Here is a 16,484-nt window from a genome sequence, read left to right as displayed (position 1 = left end):
CGGTCCCGTGAATGTCGTCGTCGTTCACGTGCACGGCCTTGTCCGCACCCATCGACAACGCCTTGCGCAGCGCGTCCTTGGCATCGTCCGGCCCCACCGTCAGCACCGTCACCTCGGCATCGCCGTGCGCCTCGGAGATCCGCAGCGCCTGCTCCACGCCGTACTCGTCCAGCTCCGACAGAAGGCCGTCCACACCCTCCCGGTCGGTGGTGTGGTCGTCCGCGAAACGACGGTCACCCGTCGCGTCCGGCACGTACTTCACACAGACAACGATCCTCAAGCTCATGAGCGGTTCTCCTGATACGGGTGCACTGGTCCATGGCCTCAGGTCATGCCCAGGGTACTGAGTGCCAAGTCCGGCCCGGCCACGCCCCGCGCGGAGCGGGCGCGACCTGGACCGGCATGCCGTGTCGGCTCTCTTCGACTGGCGTCAGAGGCTCGCTCCAGAGAATACGGCACTCAGTACCCCGCGTAAAGGAACTCAGTACCCTTCGGCCGGGCGCCGGCCGTCCGCGGGCGGGCCACAAGGTTTCCGCAAGCATCGTCCAGGACTCGTCATGGAATCCGCCAGACCACCCGGGCAGACCCCCTCCGGGGCCACCGGACCGGGGCCCCGGACCGGGATCAAGGAGGGGGACCGGCATGACCTCGGTGCACGGGAAACAGGAGACCACACCCGGCGGCCACCGGCCGTGGGCGACGCTGACGGACTGCAAGGAGGTGCTGGTGGTCGTGCACACCGCGGTGTACGGCCAGCGGCTCCACGACATCTACTCGCTGCTCGGCTCCGACCTTCGGGTGAACGTGCAGTTCACCGTGGCGCCGCACGCGTTCAACGGGGGCGCGCAGGCACACGTCCGGCTGCTCGGCGCCCCCGTGCTGCCGTGGGCGCAGGCCGTCCGGCGCGAGTTCGACCTGGTGCTCGCCGCCGGCTCGCAGGGCCTGGAGCACCTGCACGGCCCGCTGGTCCGGCTGCCGCACGGCGCCGGGCACATCAAGCTCTCCCGGGCGGCCGGCGCCGACGGCGAGCGCTCCGTCAGCGGCCTCGGGGCGGAGTACCTGACCTGGAACGGCCGGCTCGTACCGGAGGCGTACGCGCTGGCGCACCGTGACGACTTGGCCGAGCTGGGCCGCAGCTGCCCGCAGGCGCTGCCGATCGCCGAGGTCGTCGGCGACGCCTGCCACGACCGGATCGCCGCCGCACTGCCCGCCCGCGCGCAGTACCGGGCCGCGCTCGGGCTGCGGCCCGGCGAGCGGCTGGTCCTGGTCTGCTCCACCTGGGGGTCGGGGTCGCTCTTCACCCGGCTGGACGCCGTCCTGCCCCGGCTCGCGGCGGAGCTGCCCCGGCACGGCTACCGGACGGCGCTGCTCGTCCACCCGAACGTGGTCGCCGCGCACGGCCACTGGCAGGTCCGCTCCTGGGCGACGGCCACCGCGCGGGGGGCCGTGACGGTCCTCCCCCCGGAGGCGGACTGGCGGCCGCTGCTGGTCGCCGCCGACTTCATCATCGGCGACCACGGCTCGGTCACCCTCTACGGCTCGATGACCGGCGCTCCGATCCTGCTCGCCGAGTATCCCCACCGCGACGTCAACCCGCGCTCGCCGGGCGCGCTGCTCGCCCGCACCGCGCCCGCACTCGCCCCCGGCCACCCGCTGACCGGCCAGCTCGACTACGCGGCCGAGCACTACCGGCCCGCGGAGTACCGCGCCATCGCCGACCGGATCACCTCCGAACCCGGCCGGTTCGACCGCAACATGCGGCGGCTGCTCTACCGGATCCTCGGCCTCGGCCAGCCCGCGCACGCACCGGAGCCGCCCGCACTGGCACTGCCCGCCCCACTGCCCACCCCACTGGACGGCCCGCTGGCGCCGCTCCCGCTCAGCTCCGGGCGGGCGTGACCGTGACCGCACTGCACACGGTCCGGCTCGCCCCGGCCGACGGCCCCGCGCCGTCGGCCGGGCTCCCCGCCACCCTGTACGAAGCCCGGATCCACTCCCCCGCGGGCGTCTGCCACGGCCTGCTGACCAGTTGCCTGCCGCCGGGCGCGGGCGACGGCGAGCCGCGCCCGGCCTTCGTCGACGAGCACCTGGCGCTCGACCTGACCGGTCCGGACGCCACCCGGTGGCGCCACCACGCCGACGTCCTCCACCTCGGCACGCTCGCCCCGCACGACGAGCCGCAGGCGCTCGACCGGCTCACCGAGGTGCTGCGGGCCCACCCCGGCTGCGCGGTGGCCACCGCCGACCGCGGCGCCGGGGCGGTGCTCGTCCTGGCCCGCGCCGGGGGGCGGCTCGCGCTGCGGCTGCGGGACGGCACGGGCAGCCCCCGTTCGTCCTGGCAGCGGCTGGCGGTCGGCTCGCTCGCGCACGCCTGGCTGGCGGCGGGGCGGGTGCTGGCCGAGATCACCACGATGGCCGCCTCGGCCTACTACTCCTACGAGGTGCTCGACAGCGTGCTCAGCCCTCCGCAGCGCCTGCCGTACCGTCCCCCGGCCCCGCCGGCGACGGAGCGTCCCGTTCCGTGGCGCCATTGCGGCGCGCCGCACCGCCCCGGTCCGCCGCACCGCCCTGATCCGCCGCAACGCCCTGATCCGTCGCACCGACTCGATCCGCCGCAGCACCCGCCGGCACCGGACCGGCCGGTGCCGGCGACCCGCCCGGTCGGGGGGTGAGGCCGGAGCCCTTCTCCAGCGCCCCGATGCGGCCGGCCACCCTGGCCGCATCGGGCGCGCCCAGCTCCCGGTAGAGCGCCAGCGAGGCCCGGAACCGCTCCGCCGCCTCGGCGGCCCGGCCGTCCACCCTGGCCAGCTCGCCCACGAGTTCCAGCACCCTCGCCTCCCAGCGCCGGGCGCGGCCGGCACGGAACTGCGCGAGCGCCTGCGCGTAGCACCGCTCGGCAGGGCCGTACGCGCCGAGCACGGTGTGCGCCTGCCCGAGGAAGGCGAGCGCCCGGGCGGCCTCGTACGGGGCCCGGACCTCGGTCAGGTCGTGGTGCGCCGCGGCGATGACCTCGACGGCCCGCGCCGCACGACCGGAGGCGAGCAGGACGTCGCCCAGCGCCAGCCGGGCGAGTGCGGCGCCCCGCGGATAGCCCTCCGCCTCCCGCAGCCCGACCGCCTCATGCAGGCAGTCGGCGGCCTCGGTGAGCCGGCCCGCCGTTCGATGGGTCTGGCTCAGGCCGTAGAGCGCGTCCGCCTGCCCGAGCCGGTCCCCCGCCGCCCGGGCCAGCTCCAGGGCCTCGGCGAACCACTCGGCGGCCTCCGCGTCCTCCCCCGCGTTGCGCAGGCCGTTGCCGCCGGAGGTCAGCATCCGCAGCTCCCCGTCCCGGTGGCCGGCCGTCCGGGCGGCCGCCAGGCCGAGCCGGTGCGCCTCGACCCAGAGCTGGGCCGGGCGCAGCCGCAGGAACAACGGCCACATGGCGTCGGCCAGTTGCCAGACCAGCGCGCTCCGACCGGTGTCCGCCGCCCAGTGCAGGGCGGCGGCCAGCCTGGTGGTCTCCCCGTCCAGCCAGCCGAGCGCCTCTGCCTCGTCGCCGAACTCCCGGGCGCCGGCCGGCCGGCCGCTCCCGTAGTCCCGGCGCAGCGTGCGGTGGGTCGGCGTCACGAGCGCCTCGGCGGCGGTGGCGGAGGCGAGGTACCAGTCCAGCACCCGTCCTGCGGCCGCCCGGCCCTCCGGTGCCAGGCGGACCGTTTCCGCACAGGCCCGCGCGTGCAGCTTCACCAGGTCGTGGAAGCGGAAGCCGCCGCTCACCTCCTCCAGCAGATGGACGTCGATCAGCCCGTCCAGCAGCCGGGCCGCCTCGCCCGCGGGGACACCCCCCACCACGCGGACCACGTCCGGGGTGAAGACCGGGAACGGCAGCAGGCCGAGCAGCCGGTACAGCCGGGCCGCGTCCTCCTCCAGCACCTCGAAGGACGCGTCCAGGACGTTGCGCACCGTCTCCCCCTCCACATCCAGTGCGGCCAGCCGGTCGGCTTCGTGCCCGAGCGCCTCGGCGGTGACGGCGAGCGCCTGGACCGGACGCGCCGCGATCCGGGCCGCGGCCAGGCAGACCGCCAGCGGCAGCCCCGCGCAGCGCTCCACCACCTCGGCGGCCGCCGCCCGTTCGCGGGCCACCCGCTCCTCGCCCACCCGCTGGGAGAGCAGCCGCGCGGACGCCTCGTCCGGCAGCAGCCCCAGCGGCCGGAAGACCGCGCCGTCTATCCCCAGCCCGGTCAGCCGGCGCCGGCTCGTCACCACCACCAGGGCATGCTCCGACCCCGGCAGGAGCGGTCGGACCTGCGCGGACGTCGAGGCGTTGTCCAGCAGCACCGCGATCCGGCGCTCCGCCGCCAGGGACCGCCAGAGCGCCGCCCCCTCCGCCAGATCACCCGGCACCGGCGCGATCCCGAAGGCCCGGAGGAAGGCCCCCAGCGCCTCCGCCGGATCGGCCGGTCCGCCCGGGGCGTGCCCGCGCAGGTCGGCGTACAACTGGCCGTCCGGGAACCGCCCCGCCAGACCGCGCAGCCACTGGGCGGCCAGCGCGGTCTTGCCCACCCCGGCCGGGCCGGTCACCACCAGGGTGACGTCCGCCGCCCGCGGCGCATCGCCCAACGACCGGTCCAGCGCGGCGAGATCGTCCTCTCGGCCGACCAGTAGGCGTGGCACCGGCGGCAGTTGGCGCGGCACCGGGAGCGCGACCGCCGCGGCGGCGGCCGGGTGCAGGTGTACACCGCCGTGGATCGCCCCCGCCTGCACCACCGAACCCTCCACCCGCCCACCGGCGACCGAGTTCACCCGACCCGGCGGCGCGCCCCCGCCCGCCGCTCCCGTCCGTGGCTCCACTGGCTCCCCCTACCCGCAGACCGACGCGTCCGAGTGGCAGGGCCGGGAAGGATGATCAATTCCGTGTGATCAATTACCTTGCGACCGGTACCACATGATTCACAGTCATATCGAGAATATGACGGAACCACCACTTGCAGAAGAAGGCGGGTGGTATGGCAGCGGCCCCCGAAAGCGTGCGATGCTCACCTGCGACACAGCAAGCTGGTAGCCAACCGGCGGGGGGCGTCACCGTGGAGTTCCATCTCCTGGGTTCAGTTGAACTAGCGGTAAACGGGAGGCTGTTGTCGATCCGCTCGGACAAGCGGCGACGGCTCCTCGCGGCGCTGGCGCTGGACGTCGGCCGTCCGCTCTCCCACGGGTCACTGGCCTACCGGCTCTGGGACGAAGAACCGCCGCCGAGCGCCGTGGCCAGCATCTACAGCCATGTTTCACACATTCGGAGCATGCTGCGCCTGGCCGTCGAAGCCGAAGGGCTGCGCGGCCCCCACGAGATCCCGTCGGTCGACAGCCAATCGCACACGTACACCCTGCGAACGGATCCGCAGCAGATCGACTGGCACCGCTATCTCGACCTTTCCCGCCAGGCCCGCCTCCTCGCCGACAACGGCGAGGACCACCAGGCCCGCACCGTGCTCAGTCGCGCCGAGGAGCTGTGGCGCGGCGAACCCCTGGCCGGCGTCCCCGGCGCCTGGGCGCAGAGCACCCGCACCACCATGGCCGACCAGCGCCTGGCCACCACCCTGCTGCGCGTCGAGATCGAGCTCCGACTCGGCCGCTTCACCGACCTGATCCCCGAACTCACCGCCCTGCGCGAGGGGCGCCCCACCGACGAACGCCTCGCCGCCCACCTGATGGCCGCCCTCCACGGCGCCGGCCGGCAGGCCGAGGCCCTCGCCGTGTACCCGGCCGTGGTCCGCCTCCTGCGGGCCGAGCTCGGCACCGGACCGGGCCCCGAACTGGCGCGCCTGCACGAGCGGATCCTGAACGGCACGCCCTCGACGGAGCTGCTCGCCGGCCCGGGCCCGGCGAGGGCCCGGGCAGGCCGACGGCCGGCGGCACCGTCGGGCCCACACGGACGGCAGCGCATGATCGGCCGGGAGGACGATCTGCGGCGACTCCTCAGCGGCCCGGGCGCGGAGCTGGCGAACGGCGGCATCATGACCGTCTCCGCGATTCTGGGCATGGCGGGCGTGGGCAAGACCACCCTCGCCCTGCACGCGGCACACCTCATGCGCGAACGGTTCCCGGACGGCTACGTCCACCTGAACCTCCGTGCCCACGCGGGCACTCAGCACCCGCTGCCGGCGGACGCCGTGGCCACCACGCTGCTTCGACGGCTCGGCGTGCCGGCGGCGACCATCCCGTTGGACTCCGAGGAACTCGCCGCCCTCTGTGGCGAGGCACTCTCCACACGGCGCGCGGTCGTCGTCCTCGACGACGCGTCCAGCGCCGCCCAGGTCCGGCCGCTCCTACCTCCGGCACCGTCCTCCCTGGTGATCGTCACCAGCCGGCACCGGCTCGGCCAACTGCCGGGCGCCCGGCCGATCTTCCTCGACATTCTGCCGCTCGACGACGCGGTTGCCCTCTTCACCGAGGTGGTGGGACCCGAACGGGCCGACAACCGCAGTCGCATCGTCGAGATCGTGGACCGCTGCGGACTGCTGCCGCTCGCGGTCGAGCTCGCGGCCAGCCGGTTCAAGGCCCGCCCCTCGTGGACCCTGGACCATCTCGCCCAACGCCTCTCGCGTAAGACCGGCCGACTCTGCGAACTCCGCAGCGGCTCGGACAGCATCGCTCGTGCCTTCGAGGTCTCCTACCAGTCGTTGCCGGCCGAGCAGCAGTCCGCATTCCGGCTCCTCGGCCTGTATCCGGGACCGGATATCGGACTGCACACGGCAGCAGCGCTGATCGGGCGGACGGTCGACGAAACGGATCACATTCTCGAGGGCCTTCTCGACTGCCATCTACTGCGCGAGAACAATCCCGAACGGTACGAACTCCACGACCTGCTACGCGAGTTCGCCGTCGTGCTGGCCCGACAGGAAGGCGCCGGCGAGGAAGAGGCGGCGACCCGGCGGCTGCTCGGTTTTGCCCTCCAGGCAGCCGACCGGGCAGACCACCTGCTCTATCCCCGCAGGTCGCGGCTCCCCCTTCCTTTGCTGGAGCACATGCCGTATCCGGACCCGCTGTTGGACGATCTTCCGTTGAACTCCGCCGAGGATGCCAGGAATTGGATGGAAACCGAACACGGGGGCCTGGCGGCGATGGTGACCCACGCGCGGCACGCCGGCCTTCCGGAGGTGGGCGCGTGGCTCGCCCACGTCCTCGCCGGCCACCTGGATGCCGGGGCGTACTGGAGCGAGGCCCACGACATGCACCGGGCTGCCGTCGCGTACTGGCGTTCGGTGTCGAACGATCGCTGCGAAGCCCGGGCGCTGATCAACCTGGGCGCGACACTCGCCAACGCCTCGCGCTACCCGGCCGCCGTCGAAGCTCTGGAGCGCGGACTCACCCTGGCCCGCTCCGGGGCCGACACGGACGCCACGGCGGAAGCCCTGAGCATCCTCGGCGGACTGCTGTGGCACCAGAGCTCGCTGCGCGAAGCGCTGGCCCTCCAGAACGAGGCGCTGCAGATCCGAAGAGACTCCGGAGATCTCTGGAACACCGCACGATGCCTCGCCAACATAGGAACCATCCAGAATTCCCTGGGTAACCAGGAGAAGGCCTTCGCCGCCTACCGAAGCGCTCTCCCACTGGCCCGGAGATTCCAGGACAGAACTCTTGAACTGCGCATCCTGAATAATCTCGGAGACCTGCACCTCGGGCTCCAGGAGAACGAATCGGCGCGAATTTCATTCGAACAGGTACTGGATATCGGAGAGGGCTTCATGTCGCAATTCGACCGCGCCGTCGTCCGGGTCAACCTGGCCGCGTCGCTCCCCGTTCCGGAGGAACTCGACCGGGCACTGACTCTCTACCGGTCGGCACTGACCACGTTCCGATCCGCGGGAAGCATCCGGCACGAAGCCGTCACCCTCAACGGACTGGGCACCGCACTGCACTCCGCCGGCCGCCACGCCGACGGTCGCGACCAGCACGCGATAGCACTTGAGCTGGCCCGATCCGTCGGCACCACCCGGGAGGCCGCCGCCGCCCTTCGCGGCCTCGGCACCTGTGAGAGCGCACTCGGCTCGGCCGAGAACGCGGTTGCGCACCTGACCGCGGCGATCGCACTGGCCGAACAGGCCCAGGCCTCGGACGAAGCGGCTCTGGCACGCAGTGCACTGGCGCGGGTGCGAATGGAAGCCGGTGGCGACAGTATCGCCGGATAGGTTACCGAACACACGGGCGAGACGGCCTTGTCCGGAACCGGTCAGCCCAGACTCGAAAGCGGCCACCAGCGGGCTTTTTATCACCACCGCGGCCGCCGCACAACCAGTTTTGTCGATCACACCTTCGACTGCTTGACTGTGCTCATGGGTCCCTCTCATTCCAATGCGCACGAAAGAACGGTAGCCGTGTTCGACAGCACCAGCGTCCGCACCCGTCCGGCAGCTCCCAGCACCCGCCCGTTCGTAGCCAACCGATCCGGCGAGTCCTCCTCCTTCTGGGAAATCGCGATCTGGTGCCTGACGGTCGGGTAGGACGAAGTCCGGGGCCCGGCCGGACCGGCCGGGCCCCGCCCCAGGACGCCGAGGGGTGTGAGTAGCCGCCCCGGGCGCGGCGTCGCCGGTACTACCCGACCAGGGCGACGGCGGCCTCGGCGGTGTACAGCCGGAAGGTCAGCGACTCCTGCAGGTAGAGGTCGACCGAGTCGGCGTCGTGCGAGAGGTAGCCGACCGAGAGGTCCTGGCCGAGGACGAGTTCGAAGTCGCCTCCTCGCGCCGACACCAGGAAGGCGCCCTCGATGGCGGGGGCCCAGATGATCTCGCCGTCGAGGAGGCGGGCGATGTGCGCCACGACGGGGTAGCCGTGGTCGCTGGTCTCGCTGACGGCGGTGAAGGCGTCGGCTCCGAGGAGGAGGGCGTAGGGCCCGCCGACACCGGCGAGGCGCAGGGCGGTCAGGGCCCGGCTGACGGTGTTCGGGTATTCGCGGACGTCCGCGGGGAGTTGGATCGCGGGGTTGCTCGCACCGGCGCGGATGCCCTCGATGGCGGCGGCCCGGTAGCCCTCGAAGACGGCACGGTCCTCGGCGAGGGCGATGGTGCGGGCCGCGTCCTTGACCGGCTGCCAGTCGGAGTCGCGGGAGCCGCGCTCGACGTCGTCCACGGCGGCGCGAGCGACCGTGAAGGGCACCCGGAGCTCGACGACGGGCTGGGAGTCGCGGGCGTGGGCGAGCACGCCGTCCGCGGGCGGGGCGATGCCGGTCAGGTGGCCGGTGCCGACGGCGGCGAGCGTGGTGCCCTCGGGGCCGGTCACGTCCACCACCCGGCGGCCCGCGACGTGGAGCGTGAAGGTCTGCCTGGCCTCCTCCTCGATCTCCTCCCAGGCCGCGGCGGAGATGGGAGCCAGGTCGCGGTGCAGATTGCTCATGACGAAGGGGTCCCTTTCAGGCTGCCGATGCCGAGCGAGCCGTCGGCGGCGGTACTGGAGCCGGAGCCGGCGGTCGGGGCGGCGGCGGCGCTGGCGGCGGTCACGGCGGCCGCCCCGGTCGGTGCGGGCGCGGGCGGCGGGTCGTCGAGGAAGTCGGCGGTCGGGACGTGGAAGAGCGAGCCGGTCACCGCGGTGGAGAAGTCGAGCAGCCGGTCGTGACTGCCGGGCGGACGGCCGACGAACATGTTGCGCAGCATCTCCTCCGTCACCTCGGGGGTGCGCGCGTATCCGATGAAGTACGTCCCGAACTCGCCTCCCCCGGCGAAGGATCCGAACGCCATGTTGAAACGCATGATCTGCCGCTCCTCGCCGTCCGGACCGGTGACCGTGGTGAGGGCGACGTGCGAGTCGGCGGGCTTGGTCGCGTCGTCGAGTTCGATGTCGGTGAGCTTGGTGCGGCCGACGGCCCGCTCCTGCTGCTCGACCGGGAGGGTGTTCCAGGCGGCGAGTTCGTGCAGGTACTTCTGGACGATGACGTAGCTGCCGCCGGCGAACCGCGCGTCCTCCGCGCCGATCACCACGGCGTCCGCGGCCGCCCGCCCCTCGGGGTTCTCGGTGCCGTCGACGAAGCCCAGCAGATCGCGGTCGTCGAAGTAGCGGAAGCCGTGCACGGAGTCCACGACGGTGGCGGCGCCGTCGAGTCGCCGGGTGAGGTGGCCGGCCAGTTCGAAGCAGAGGTCCAGCCGGCCGGCCCGCAGGTGGAGCAGCAGGTCGCCGGGGGTGGCGGGGGCCCGGTGACGGGCGCCGGCCACCTCCCGGAAGGGGTGCAGTTCGGCGGGTCTGGGGCCGGCGAAGAGGCGGTCCCAGGCGTCGGAGCCGATGCCGGTGACGCAGGTCAGCTCGGCCTCGCGGGCGCGGAACCCGACCGCTCGCCGCAGGTCGGCGAGGTCGGGCAGCAGCTCGCGGACGGCCTGTTCGCCGCCGGGGTCGATGGTGAGCACGAGGAAGATCGCGGCGTTGGTCAGCGGGGTGAGGACGGCCTGCGGGTCCCCGGCGGGTGCGCTCCGGCTCTCGGACGCCATGGCGGGCTCCACCTCAGGACTCCCGCGCGGCTTTCCGCCCGTCCCGGTGGTCGACGGCCGGACGGTCGGCGAGGCGGGTCTTCTCGGCGCTCGGGGCAGGACGAGCCGGCAGGGATCTGATCATGCGTACGATTACACCGCACAGCGGACATTTAGGCACAGCCGACGCGCACCCGTTCGGCCCTCGGTGGAAGGCCGTCCGAGGGCCGAACGGGTGGCGGCCGCCGGCCCGGGCCGCCTGCGACGCCCGCGAGGCCTGATGCCGGCACCGCACACGGGTGAGGGGCGGGCCGCCCGGCTCGCCCCTCGCTCCCGACCCCGCCCGTCAGACCCGCAGGGCCGCCAGCTGCTCCGCAAACGGCACCACGGCCGCCGGCTCCGCCACCGCCGCCGGGCCGCGCCCCGCCACCAGGGCGGCCAGCTCACCGGCGGCCCGGTCGATCCGGCCCGGCAGGCCTTCGGTTCGCCCGTCGCCCGTCGCGCCCCAGTCGTCCGTCGCCGCGTACACCGCGGTGGGCACCACCACCGAGCGCAGATAGGCGAAGAGCGGCCGGACTGCGTGCTCCAGGGCGAGCGAGTGCCGGGGCGTGCCGCCGGTGGCGGCGATCAGCACCGGCTTGCCGGCGAGGGCGTCGTGGTCGATCACGTCGAAGAAGGACTTGAACAGGCCGCTGTAGGAGGCGGTGAAGATCGGCGTCACGGCGATCAGGCCGTCCGCGCGCGTCACCGCCTCGACCGCCTCGCGCAGCGCCGCGCTCGGGAACCCGGTCACGAAGTTGTGCGCGATGTCGGTCGCGAGATCCCGCAGCTCGATCACCGTGACGTCCACCGGGCCGCCGAACACGCCGAGCTGACGCCCCGTCGAATCGGCCAGCCGGTCGGCCAGCAGGCGTGTCGAGGACGGCTTGCTCAGCCCGGCCGCGACCACCACCAGTCGGTACGTGCTCACTTGGTCACCTCCGTCGTCTCCTCCTGCTGCCGCGCGGCGAGTTCGGCCGCGACCCGGGACGCGTGCGTCGGCCCGTCCGGGACGCCGGCCGGGCGGCCCTTGGCAAACTCCTCGCGCAGCACCGGCACGACCTCCTCGCCCAGCAGGTCCAGCTGCTCCAGCACGGTCTTCAGCGGCAGACCGGCGTGGTCCATCAGGAAGAGCTGGCGCTGGTAGTCGCCGAACGACTCCCGGAACGTCAGCGTCTTCTCGATGACCTCCTGCGGGCTGCCCACGGTGAGCGGGGTCTGCTCGGTGAACTCCTCCAGCGAGGGCCCGTGCCCGTACACCGGCGCGTTGTCGAAGTACGGACGGAACTCGCGCACGGCGTCCTGGGAGTTCTTCCGCATGAACAGCTGCCCGCCGAGGCCGACGTAGGCCTGCTCCGCCGTGCCGTGGCCGTAGTGGGCGTAGCGCTCGCGGTAGAGGTCGATCAGCTTCTGGAAGTGCTCCTTGGGCCAGAAGATGTTGTTCGCGAAGAAGCCGTCACCGTAGTAGGCGGCCTGCTCGGCGATCTCCGGGCTGCGGATCGAACCGTGCCAGACGAACGGCGCGACGCCGTCCAGCGGGCGCGGGGTGGAGGTGAAGGACTGCAGCGGGGTGCGGAAGCGGCCCGACCAGTCCACCACGTCCTCGCGCCACAGCTGGTGCAGCAGCGCGTAGTTCTCGATCGCCAGCGGGATGCCCTGGCGGATGTCCTTGCCGAACCACGGGTACACCGGGCCGGTGTTGCCGCGGCCCATCATGAGGTCGACCCGGCCGTCCGCGAGGTGCTGGAGCATCGCGAAGTCCTCGGCGATCTTCACCGGGTCGTTGGTGGTGATCAGCGTGGTCGAGGTGGAGAGGATGATGCGCTCGGTCTGCGCGGCTATGTAGCCGAGCATGGTCGTCGGCGAGGACGGGACGAACGGCGGGTTGTGGTGCTCGCCGGTCGCGAAGACGTCCAGGCCGACCTCCTCGGCCTTGCGGGCGATGGCCACCATCGCCTTGATCCGCTCGTGCTCCGTCGGGGTGCGGCCGGTGGTCGGGTCGGGGGTGACGTCACCGACGGTGAAGATTCCGAACTGCATGCTGCTCACCACACTCCTGGTGGGTCCCGGTCTCCGGGTCCGATCGTCAAAGTTTCAACCACCTTAGCACCGGCCGCTCCCCCCGTATTCCCCCGCCGACCCGCACGGCGGCCCCGTACGCCGAACCGCACGGCGGCCCCGTACGCCGGCCACGGCTGAACGGTGGGCGCGCACCCTGGTCGTCGCGGGACACGCCGAGGGCGACAATGGGAGGAGCAAGGACGGCCCACCCGGAGTCCCGGAAGGGCGGCGAGCCGATGGCGGCCTACATCGCGGTGAGTGCGCTGAGCCACGAGGGCCTGGTGCGCGAGCACAACGAGGACAGCCTGACGGTCGGGCCGTGGACGCTCTGCGCGACGGTGACCAGCAATCCGCAGACCCTGCTCTTCCCGGCCGCGCTGCCGTGCGTGGTCGCGGTGGCGGACGGGCTCGGCGGGCACCCGGGCGGCGAGATCGCGAGTGCGCTGGTGGCCCGGCGGCTGGCCGCCCTCGGCCCCGGCCTGGACGGCGAGGAGGCCGTCCGGGAGGCCCTGCAGTCCTGCAACCGGGCGGTTTACGCGGCCGCGGGCGACGATCCCGGACTCGCCGCGATGGGCACCACGGTGGCGGGTGTGGTGCTGCTGTCGGAGCAGGTCGTCGCCTTCAACGTCGGCGACAGCCGGGTCTACCGGGTGACGGAGGACGGGCTGCGCCGGGTCAGCGTGGACGACAGCCCGCCGCCGGCGCCCGGCCGGCGGACCACCTCGGTGATCACCCAGTCCCTCGGCGGCTCGCTCGGTCCGACCTCCGTCGAACCGCATGTGCGCGCCATGCCGCTGGCGGTCGGCGACCGGTACCTGGTGTGCAGCGACGGTCTGACCGATCCGGTGCCGGAGGAGGAGCTGTCCGCGCTGCTGACGCGCCCCTCCGCCGAGGGCCCGCAACGGACCGACGGGCGGGCCGTGTTCGAGCTGTGGCAGGCGGCGATCGAGGCGGGCGGCCCGGACAACATCACGGTGGCGCTGGTCCGGGTCGGCGGGTAGGCGCCGCGGGCACCCGTGACGGCGGACGGGCACCCGTGACGGCGGGGGTGTCGGCGAATGGCGGGCGGATGCGGGAGACCCCGGCGGAGCGCCGCACGCGCTCCGCCGGGGTCTCCGGTCAACAGGGCCGTCAGAACTCGGCCTTCATGGTCACCCCGCTGAAGCCCTGCTGGGCGTAGAGGCTGGCGTACACGTAGCCGGCCGGCGGGTTGTCGATGGTGAGGGTCTCGGTGTTGTCGGCGTTGGCCGACCGGGCCGTGTAGGCGTTGGTGTAGGCCCAGGCGGCGGAGTTGAAGTAGAGGTCGGCGTTGCCGGTGCCGCCGCTGCTGGTGAGCTTCAGCTGCTTCGTCCCGGCCGGGACGAACAGGTAGTAGTGGACGTAGTTGCCGGTGGTCGCGGTCCCGTTGCTGCGCACGCAGTTCCGGTCGAGCTGGCGGATGTCGGCGCCGGAGCACTCGGACCCGCCCCCGCCCCCGGCCGCGACGGTGACGGTCTGGCTGGTGCTCGCGGTGGCACCCTTGTCGTCGGTCACGGTGAGCTTGACGGTGTAGCTGCCCGCCGCGGCGTACGTCTTGGCCGGGTTGGCGGCGGTGGAGGTGGTGCCGTCGCCGAAGTCCCAGGCGCGGGAGGCGATCGTGCCGTCCGGGTCGGTCGAGCCGTCGGTGAACGTGACGGCCAGCCCGCTGGCGGCCGAGGTGAAGGCCGCCGTGGGCGCCTTGTTCCCGCCCGGGTTGGTGCCGGTGCCGCAGGCGCCGGTGTTGCAGGCGGTCAGCCAGGCGTCGAAGTCGGCGTTGTAGCGGGTGCCGATGGTGGACGTCAGGTAGGTGCGGGCACCGCTCCAGTCACCGGCGCGGTACTTGGCGAGCACCGCGTCCATGTCCGCGCGGTGCTTCTCCAGCATGTAACGGACGGCCAGGTAGCCCCAGTTGTAGACGCGGGTCTGGTCGGCGTTGTCGTACGTGGTGTCGAAGAGGGTGCTCAGGCTGTAGGTGTGCAGGCCGGCGGCGGCGATCGCCGCGTCGTACGACACCTTGCGGTACGAGTAGGAGACGTACTCGGCGAAGCCCTCGACCCACCAGACGGTCGGCGTGGTCATGCCGGCGTTGAAGTCGCCGAACATGTCGAACCGGCCGTCCAGGTAGTGCGTGTACTCGTGGTTGAGGTTCCAGATCTGGAAGTCCGGACGCACCCACTCGGCCTCGTAGGCGAGGAAGCGCGGCTGGTTGCCGACCGTGGCCGGGTTGCCCTCCAGGTACATGCCGCCGTTGTTGGTGTTGATGCCGTAGATGATCGCGGCGAACACCCCGTAGTCGAACCGGCCGTGGAAGACCACCACCTCGATCGTGGTGTTCTTGTCGTTCGCCACCGGGCCGCCGTCGCGGGCCACCGAGTGGAAGAACGCGTCCTGGCCGGTCAGGCTGGAGCAGGCGGTCGTCAGCTGGGTGGAGTCCAGGGCCTGCGCGATGATCTTGATGCTCGGGCTGCAGGTGTAGTTGACCGTCAGGTTGGCCGCCTTGAGGCGGTTGGCGGCATCACAGGTGCCGTAGTAGGAGCAGTTGGTGGCGTCGTACGCGGCCGCCATCTCGGCCGCGGCGGCCCACTGGTAGGCGGTGCGGCCGCCGACCGAGGACTGGTCGGCCAGGCCCTTGACCAGCGGGCGGTCCTTGGCCTGCAGCGGAGCGTACTGGAGGAAGCGGCCCATCTCGCGGGCGGCGTTGTAGACCAGGAAGCCGTAGTCACCGCCGAGCAGGGCGCTGTTGGCGGTGGCGAAGCCGTACAGCGAGTCCAGCACGCTCGGGTCGGACTGGACGGCCGTGACGAACGCCGGCAGCTGGTGACCCCGCCACAGCACGGTGAAGACGCCGTTGAGCGCGTTCCCCAGGCCGACCGGGTTGTGGGTGGCGCTGTTGTAGTCGGCCAGCATGCGCTTGACGACGTACAGGTAGCGGGCGTTCTCCTGCGCGCTGTCGATCAGCACGACGGCCTCGCCCAGCGTCCCGGCGTTGTCGGAACTGACGTCACGCGAGTGGGAGTTGGCGAAGAAGGCGTCCAGCCCACCGCGGATCGCGGTCTGCAGGGTGGTGCCGTAGGTGCCGACGTCGGTGGGGTGGTACCACTGCACGAAGTAGCCGGCGCGCAGGTAGAGCACCAACTGCTGGGCGGAGGTGGTGTTGTTGCCCGGGTAGGACGCGGCGGTGTCGCGCAGGGCGTCGGCCACGGTGGCCATCTGGCTCTCGCGGAAGGCCTTGTTGGCGTCGGTGCCGGTGAGGGTGAACAGCTGGTTGACGCAGCCGACCTCGGCGGACTTGATCTGCTGCACCAGGGCGCTGCCGGTGCGGCTGGTGAAGTCACCGACGTTGCAGGCCGCGGCCGTTGCGGCCGCCGACTGCTGCCCGACGGCCTTGGCCGAGGTGGCCGACGCGGTGTCGGTGGGCGCGGTGGCCGAGAGCGGAGCGCGGTCGTTGGCGGGCACCGGCCGGTTCTTGCCGCCGTCCTCCGGGGCGACCCCGATGCCGGGCTGCGGAGCCGGGCCCGTGGGGGTGGCGGACGCGGTGCCGCCGGGCTGCGGCGAGGCCGGGACGGGGGCGGCCTGGCCGCGCGGGGTGAAGAGGCCGAGCGCCAGCAGCATCGTCAGGGCGATCGTCAGCAACCGTGCCATCTGTGGCAGTTGCGACAAGGGTCGGGCAGTTCTCACGTGGGGGGCCTCCGAGCCTTCTTCGGTCGCATTGGGGGTGCGGCCGTGACGGGAGTGAGGACCGATGCGACGGCGCCGCTCAGCGGCTCCGACGTGCACACGGTGGGGAGTGTGACATGTACAATGGCATACATCACATGACGTGTGAACCCCCCGGACGCGGAACATCCTCGACGAGCCGCGGTCGAGGTCCAGCTCGTCGGGCCGCTCGAACATCTCCGGATCGCGGTTGGCGGCCAGGTAGGAGACGTGGACGGCCTCGCCGGC

At 72.6% G+C, this 16,484-nt stretch carries 9 protein-coding genes and 1 pseudogene; 3 read left to right on the top strand and 7 right to left on the bottom strand.

All coding sequences use genetic code 11. From position 1 onward, the window contains the following. Window positions 1-286: pseudogene (locus AB0J08_RS38580) on the bottom strand (electron transfer flavoprotein subunit beta); the annotation flags it as partial. A gap of 356 nt (window positions 287-642) precedes the next feature. On the opposite strand from AB0J08_RS38580, the gene AB0J08_RS38575 reads away from it, so the two are divergent. Continuing rightward, window positions 643-1,899, top strand: a complete 1,257-nt coding sequence (locus tag AB0J08_RS38575; RefSeq protein WP_360643839.1) for a hypothetical protein — start codon at window positions 643-645, stop codon at window positions 1,897-1,899. A 558-nt stretch (window positions 1,900-2,457) separates the two neighbouring features. Here AB0J08_RS38575 and AB0J08_RS38570 read toward each other — a convergent pair. Next, window positions 2,458-4,740 carry a tetratricopeptide repeat protein gene (locus tag AB0J08_RS38570; RefSeq protein ID WP_360643836.1) on the bottom strand — a complete coding sequence of 761 codons (2,283 nt, stop codon included), beginning with the start codon at window positions 4,738-4,740 and terminating at the stop codon, window positions 2,458-2,460. Between the two features lie 218 nt (window positions 4,741-4,958). On the opposite strand from AB0J08_RS38570, the gene AB0J08_RS38565 reads away from it, so the two are divergent. Continuing rightward, window positions 4,959-8,159, top strand: coding sequence for a BTAD domain-containing putative transcriptional regulator (locus AB0J08_RS38565; RefSeq protein ID WP_360643833.1), 3,201 nt, complete (start codon window positions 4,959-4,961; stop codon window positions 8,157-8,159). 403 nt (window positions 8,160-8,562) lie between these two features. On the opposite strand, the gene AB0J08_RS38560 is transcribed toward AB0J08_RS38565, so the two are convergent. The 4 genes from AB0J08_RS38560 to AB0J08_RS38545 form a co-directional block, all read right to left on the bottom strand. Beyond that, window positions 8,563-9,360, bottom strand: a complete 798-nt coding sequence (locus tag AB0J08_RS38560) for a family 1 encapsulin nanocompartment shell protein (RefSeq protein ID WP_360643830.1) — start codon at window positions 9,358-9,360, stop codon at window positions 8,563-8,565. Further along, window positions 9,357-10,442, bottom strand: coding sequence for a Dyp-type peroxidase (locus AB0J08_RS38555; protein ID WP_360643827.1), 1,086 nt, complete (start codon window positions 10,440-10,442; stop codon window positions 9,357-9,359). The genes AB0J08_RS38560 and AB0J08_RS38555 overlap by 4 nt, the downstream gene beginning before the upstream one ends. Before the next feature lie 325 nt (window positions 10,443-10,767). After that, window positions 10,768-11,391 carry an FMN reductase gene (locus tag AB0J08_RS38550; RefSeq protein ID WP_360643824.1) on the bottom strand — a complete coding sequence of 208 codons (624 nt, stop codon included), beginning with the start codon at window positions 11,389-11,391 and terminating at the stop codon, window positions 10,768-10,770. Next, window positions 11,388-12,500 (bottom strand): LLM class flavin-dependent oxidoreductase, encoded by a 1,113-nt coding sequence (locus tag AB0J08_RS38545; RefSeq protein WP_360643842.1) that lies wholly within the window; start codon window positions 12,498-12,500, stop codon window positions 11,388-11,390. The genes AB0J08_RS38550 and AB0J08_RS38545 overlap by 4 nt, the downstream gene beginning before the upstream one ends. 257 nt (window positions 12,501-12,757) lie before the next feature. Between AB0J08_RS38545 and AB0J08_RS38540 the strand changes: the two genes are divergently transcribed. Further along, complete coding sequence (locus tag AB0J08_RS38540; RefSeq protein WP_360643822.1) at window positions 12,758-13,522, top strand: PP2C family serine/threonine-protein phosphatase; 765 nt, start codon at window positions 12,758-12,760, stop codon at window positions 13,520-13,522. 130 nt (window positions 13,523-13,652) lie between these two features. On the opposite strand, the gene AB0J08_RS38535 is transcribed toward AB0J08_RS38540, so the two are convergent. Next, window positions 13,653-16,181, bottom strand: coding sequence for a collagenase (locus AB0J08_RS38535; protein ID WP_360643819.1), 2,529 nt, complete (start codon window positions 16,179-16,181; stop codon window positions 13,653-13,655). Between the last annotated feature and the right edge of the window lie 303 nt (window positions 16,182-16,484).

The sequence above is a fragment of the Kitasatospora sp. NPDC050463 genome, from assembly GCF_040655255.1.
GTDB lineage: Bacteria > Actinomycetota > Actinomycetes > Streptomycetales > Streptomycetaceae > Kitasatospora.
This window is presented reverse-complemented; position numbering and strand designations above follow the sequence as displayed.

Bases quoted from the DNA above. Each gene is read 5' to 3' on its own strand.
- AB0J08_RS38560 (WP_360643830.1), bottom strand. From the start codon at position 9,360: ATGAGCAATCTGCACCGCGACCTGGCTCCCATCTCCGCCGCGGCCTGG.
- AB0J08_RS38540 (WP_360643822.1), top strand. From the start codon at position 12,758: ATGGCGGCCTACATCGCGGTGAGTGCGCTGAGCCACGAGGGCCTGGTG.
- AB0J08_RS38545 (WP_360643842.1), bottom strand. From the start codon at position 12,500: ATGCAGTTCGGAATCTTCACCGTCGGTGACGTCACCCCCGACCCGACC.
- AB0J08_RS38535 (WP_360643819.1), bottom strand. From the start codon at position 16,181: ATGGCACGGTTGCTGACGATCGCCCTGACGATGCTGCTGGCGCTCGGC.
- AB0J08_RS38575 (WP_360643839.1), top strand. From the start codon at position 643: ATGACCTCGGTGCACGGGAAACAGGAGACCACACCCGGCGGCCACCGG.
- AB0J08_RS38555 (WP_360643827.1), bottom strand. From the start codon at position 10,442: ATGGCGTCCGAGAGCCGGAGCGCACCCGCCGGGGACCCGCAGGCCGTC.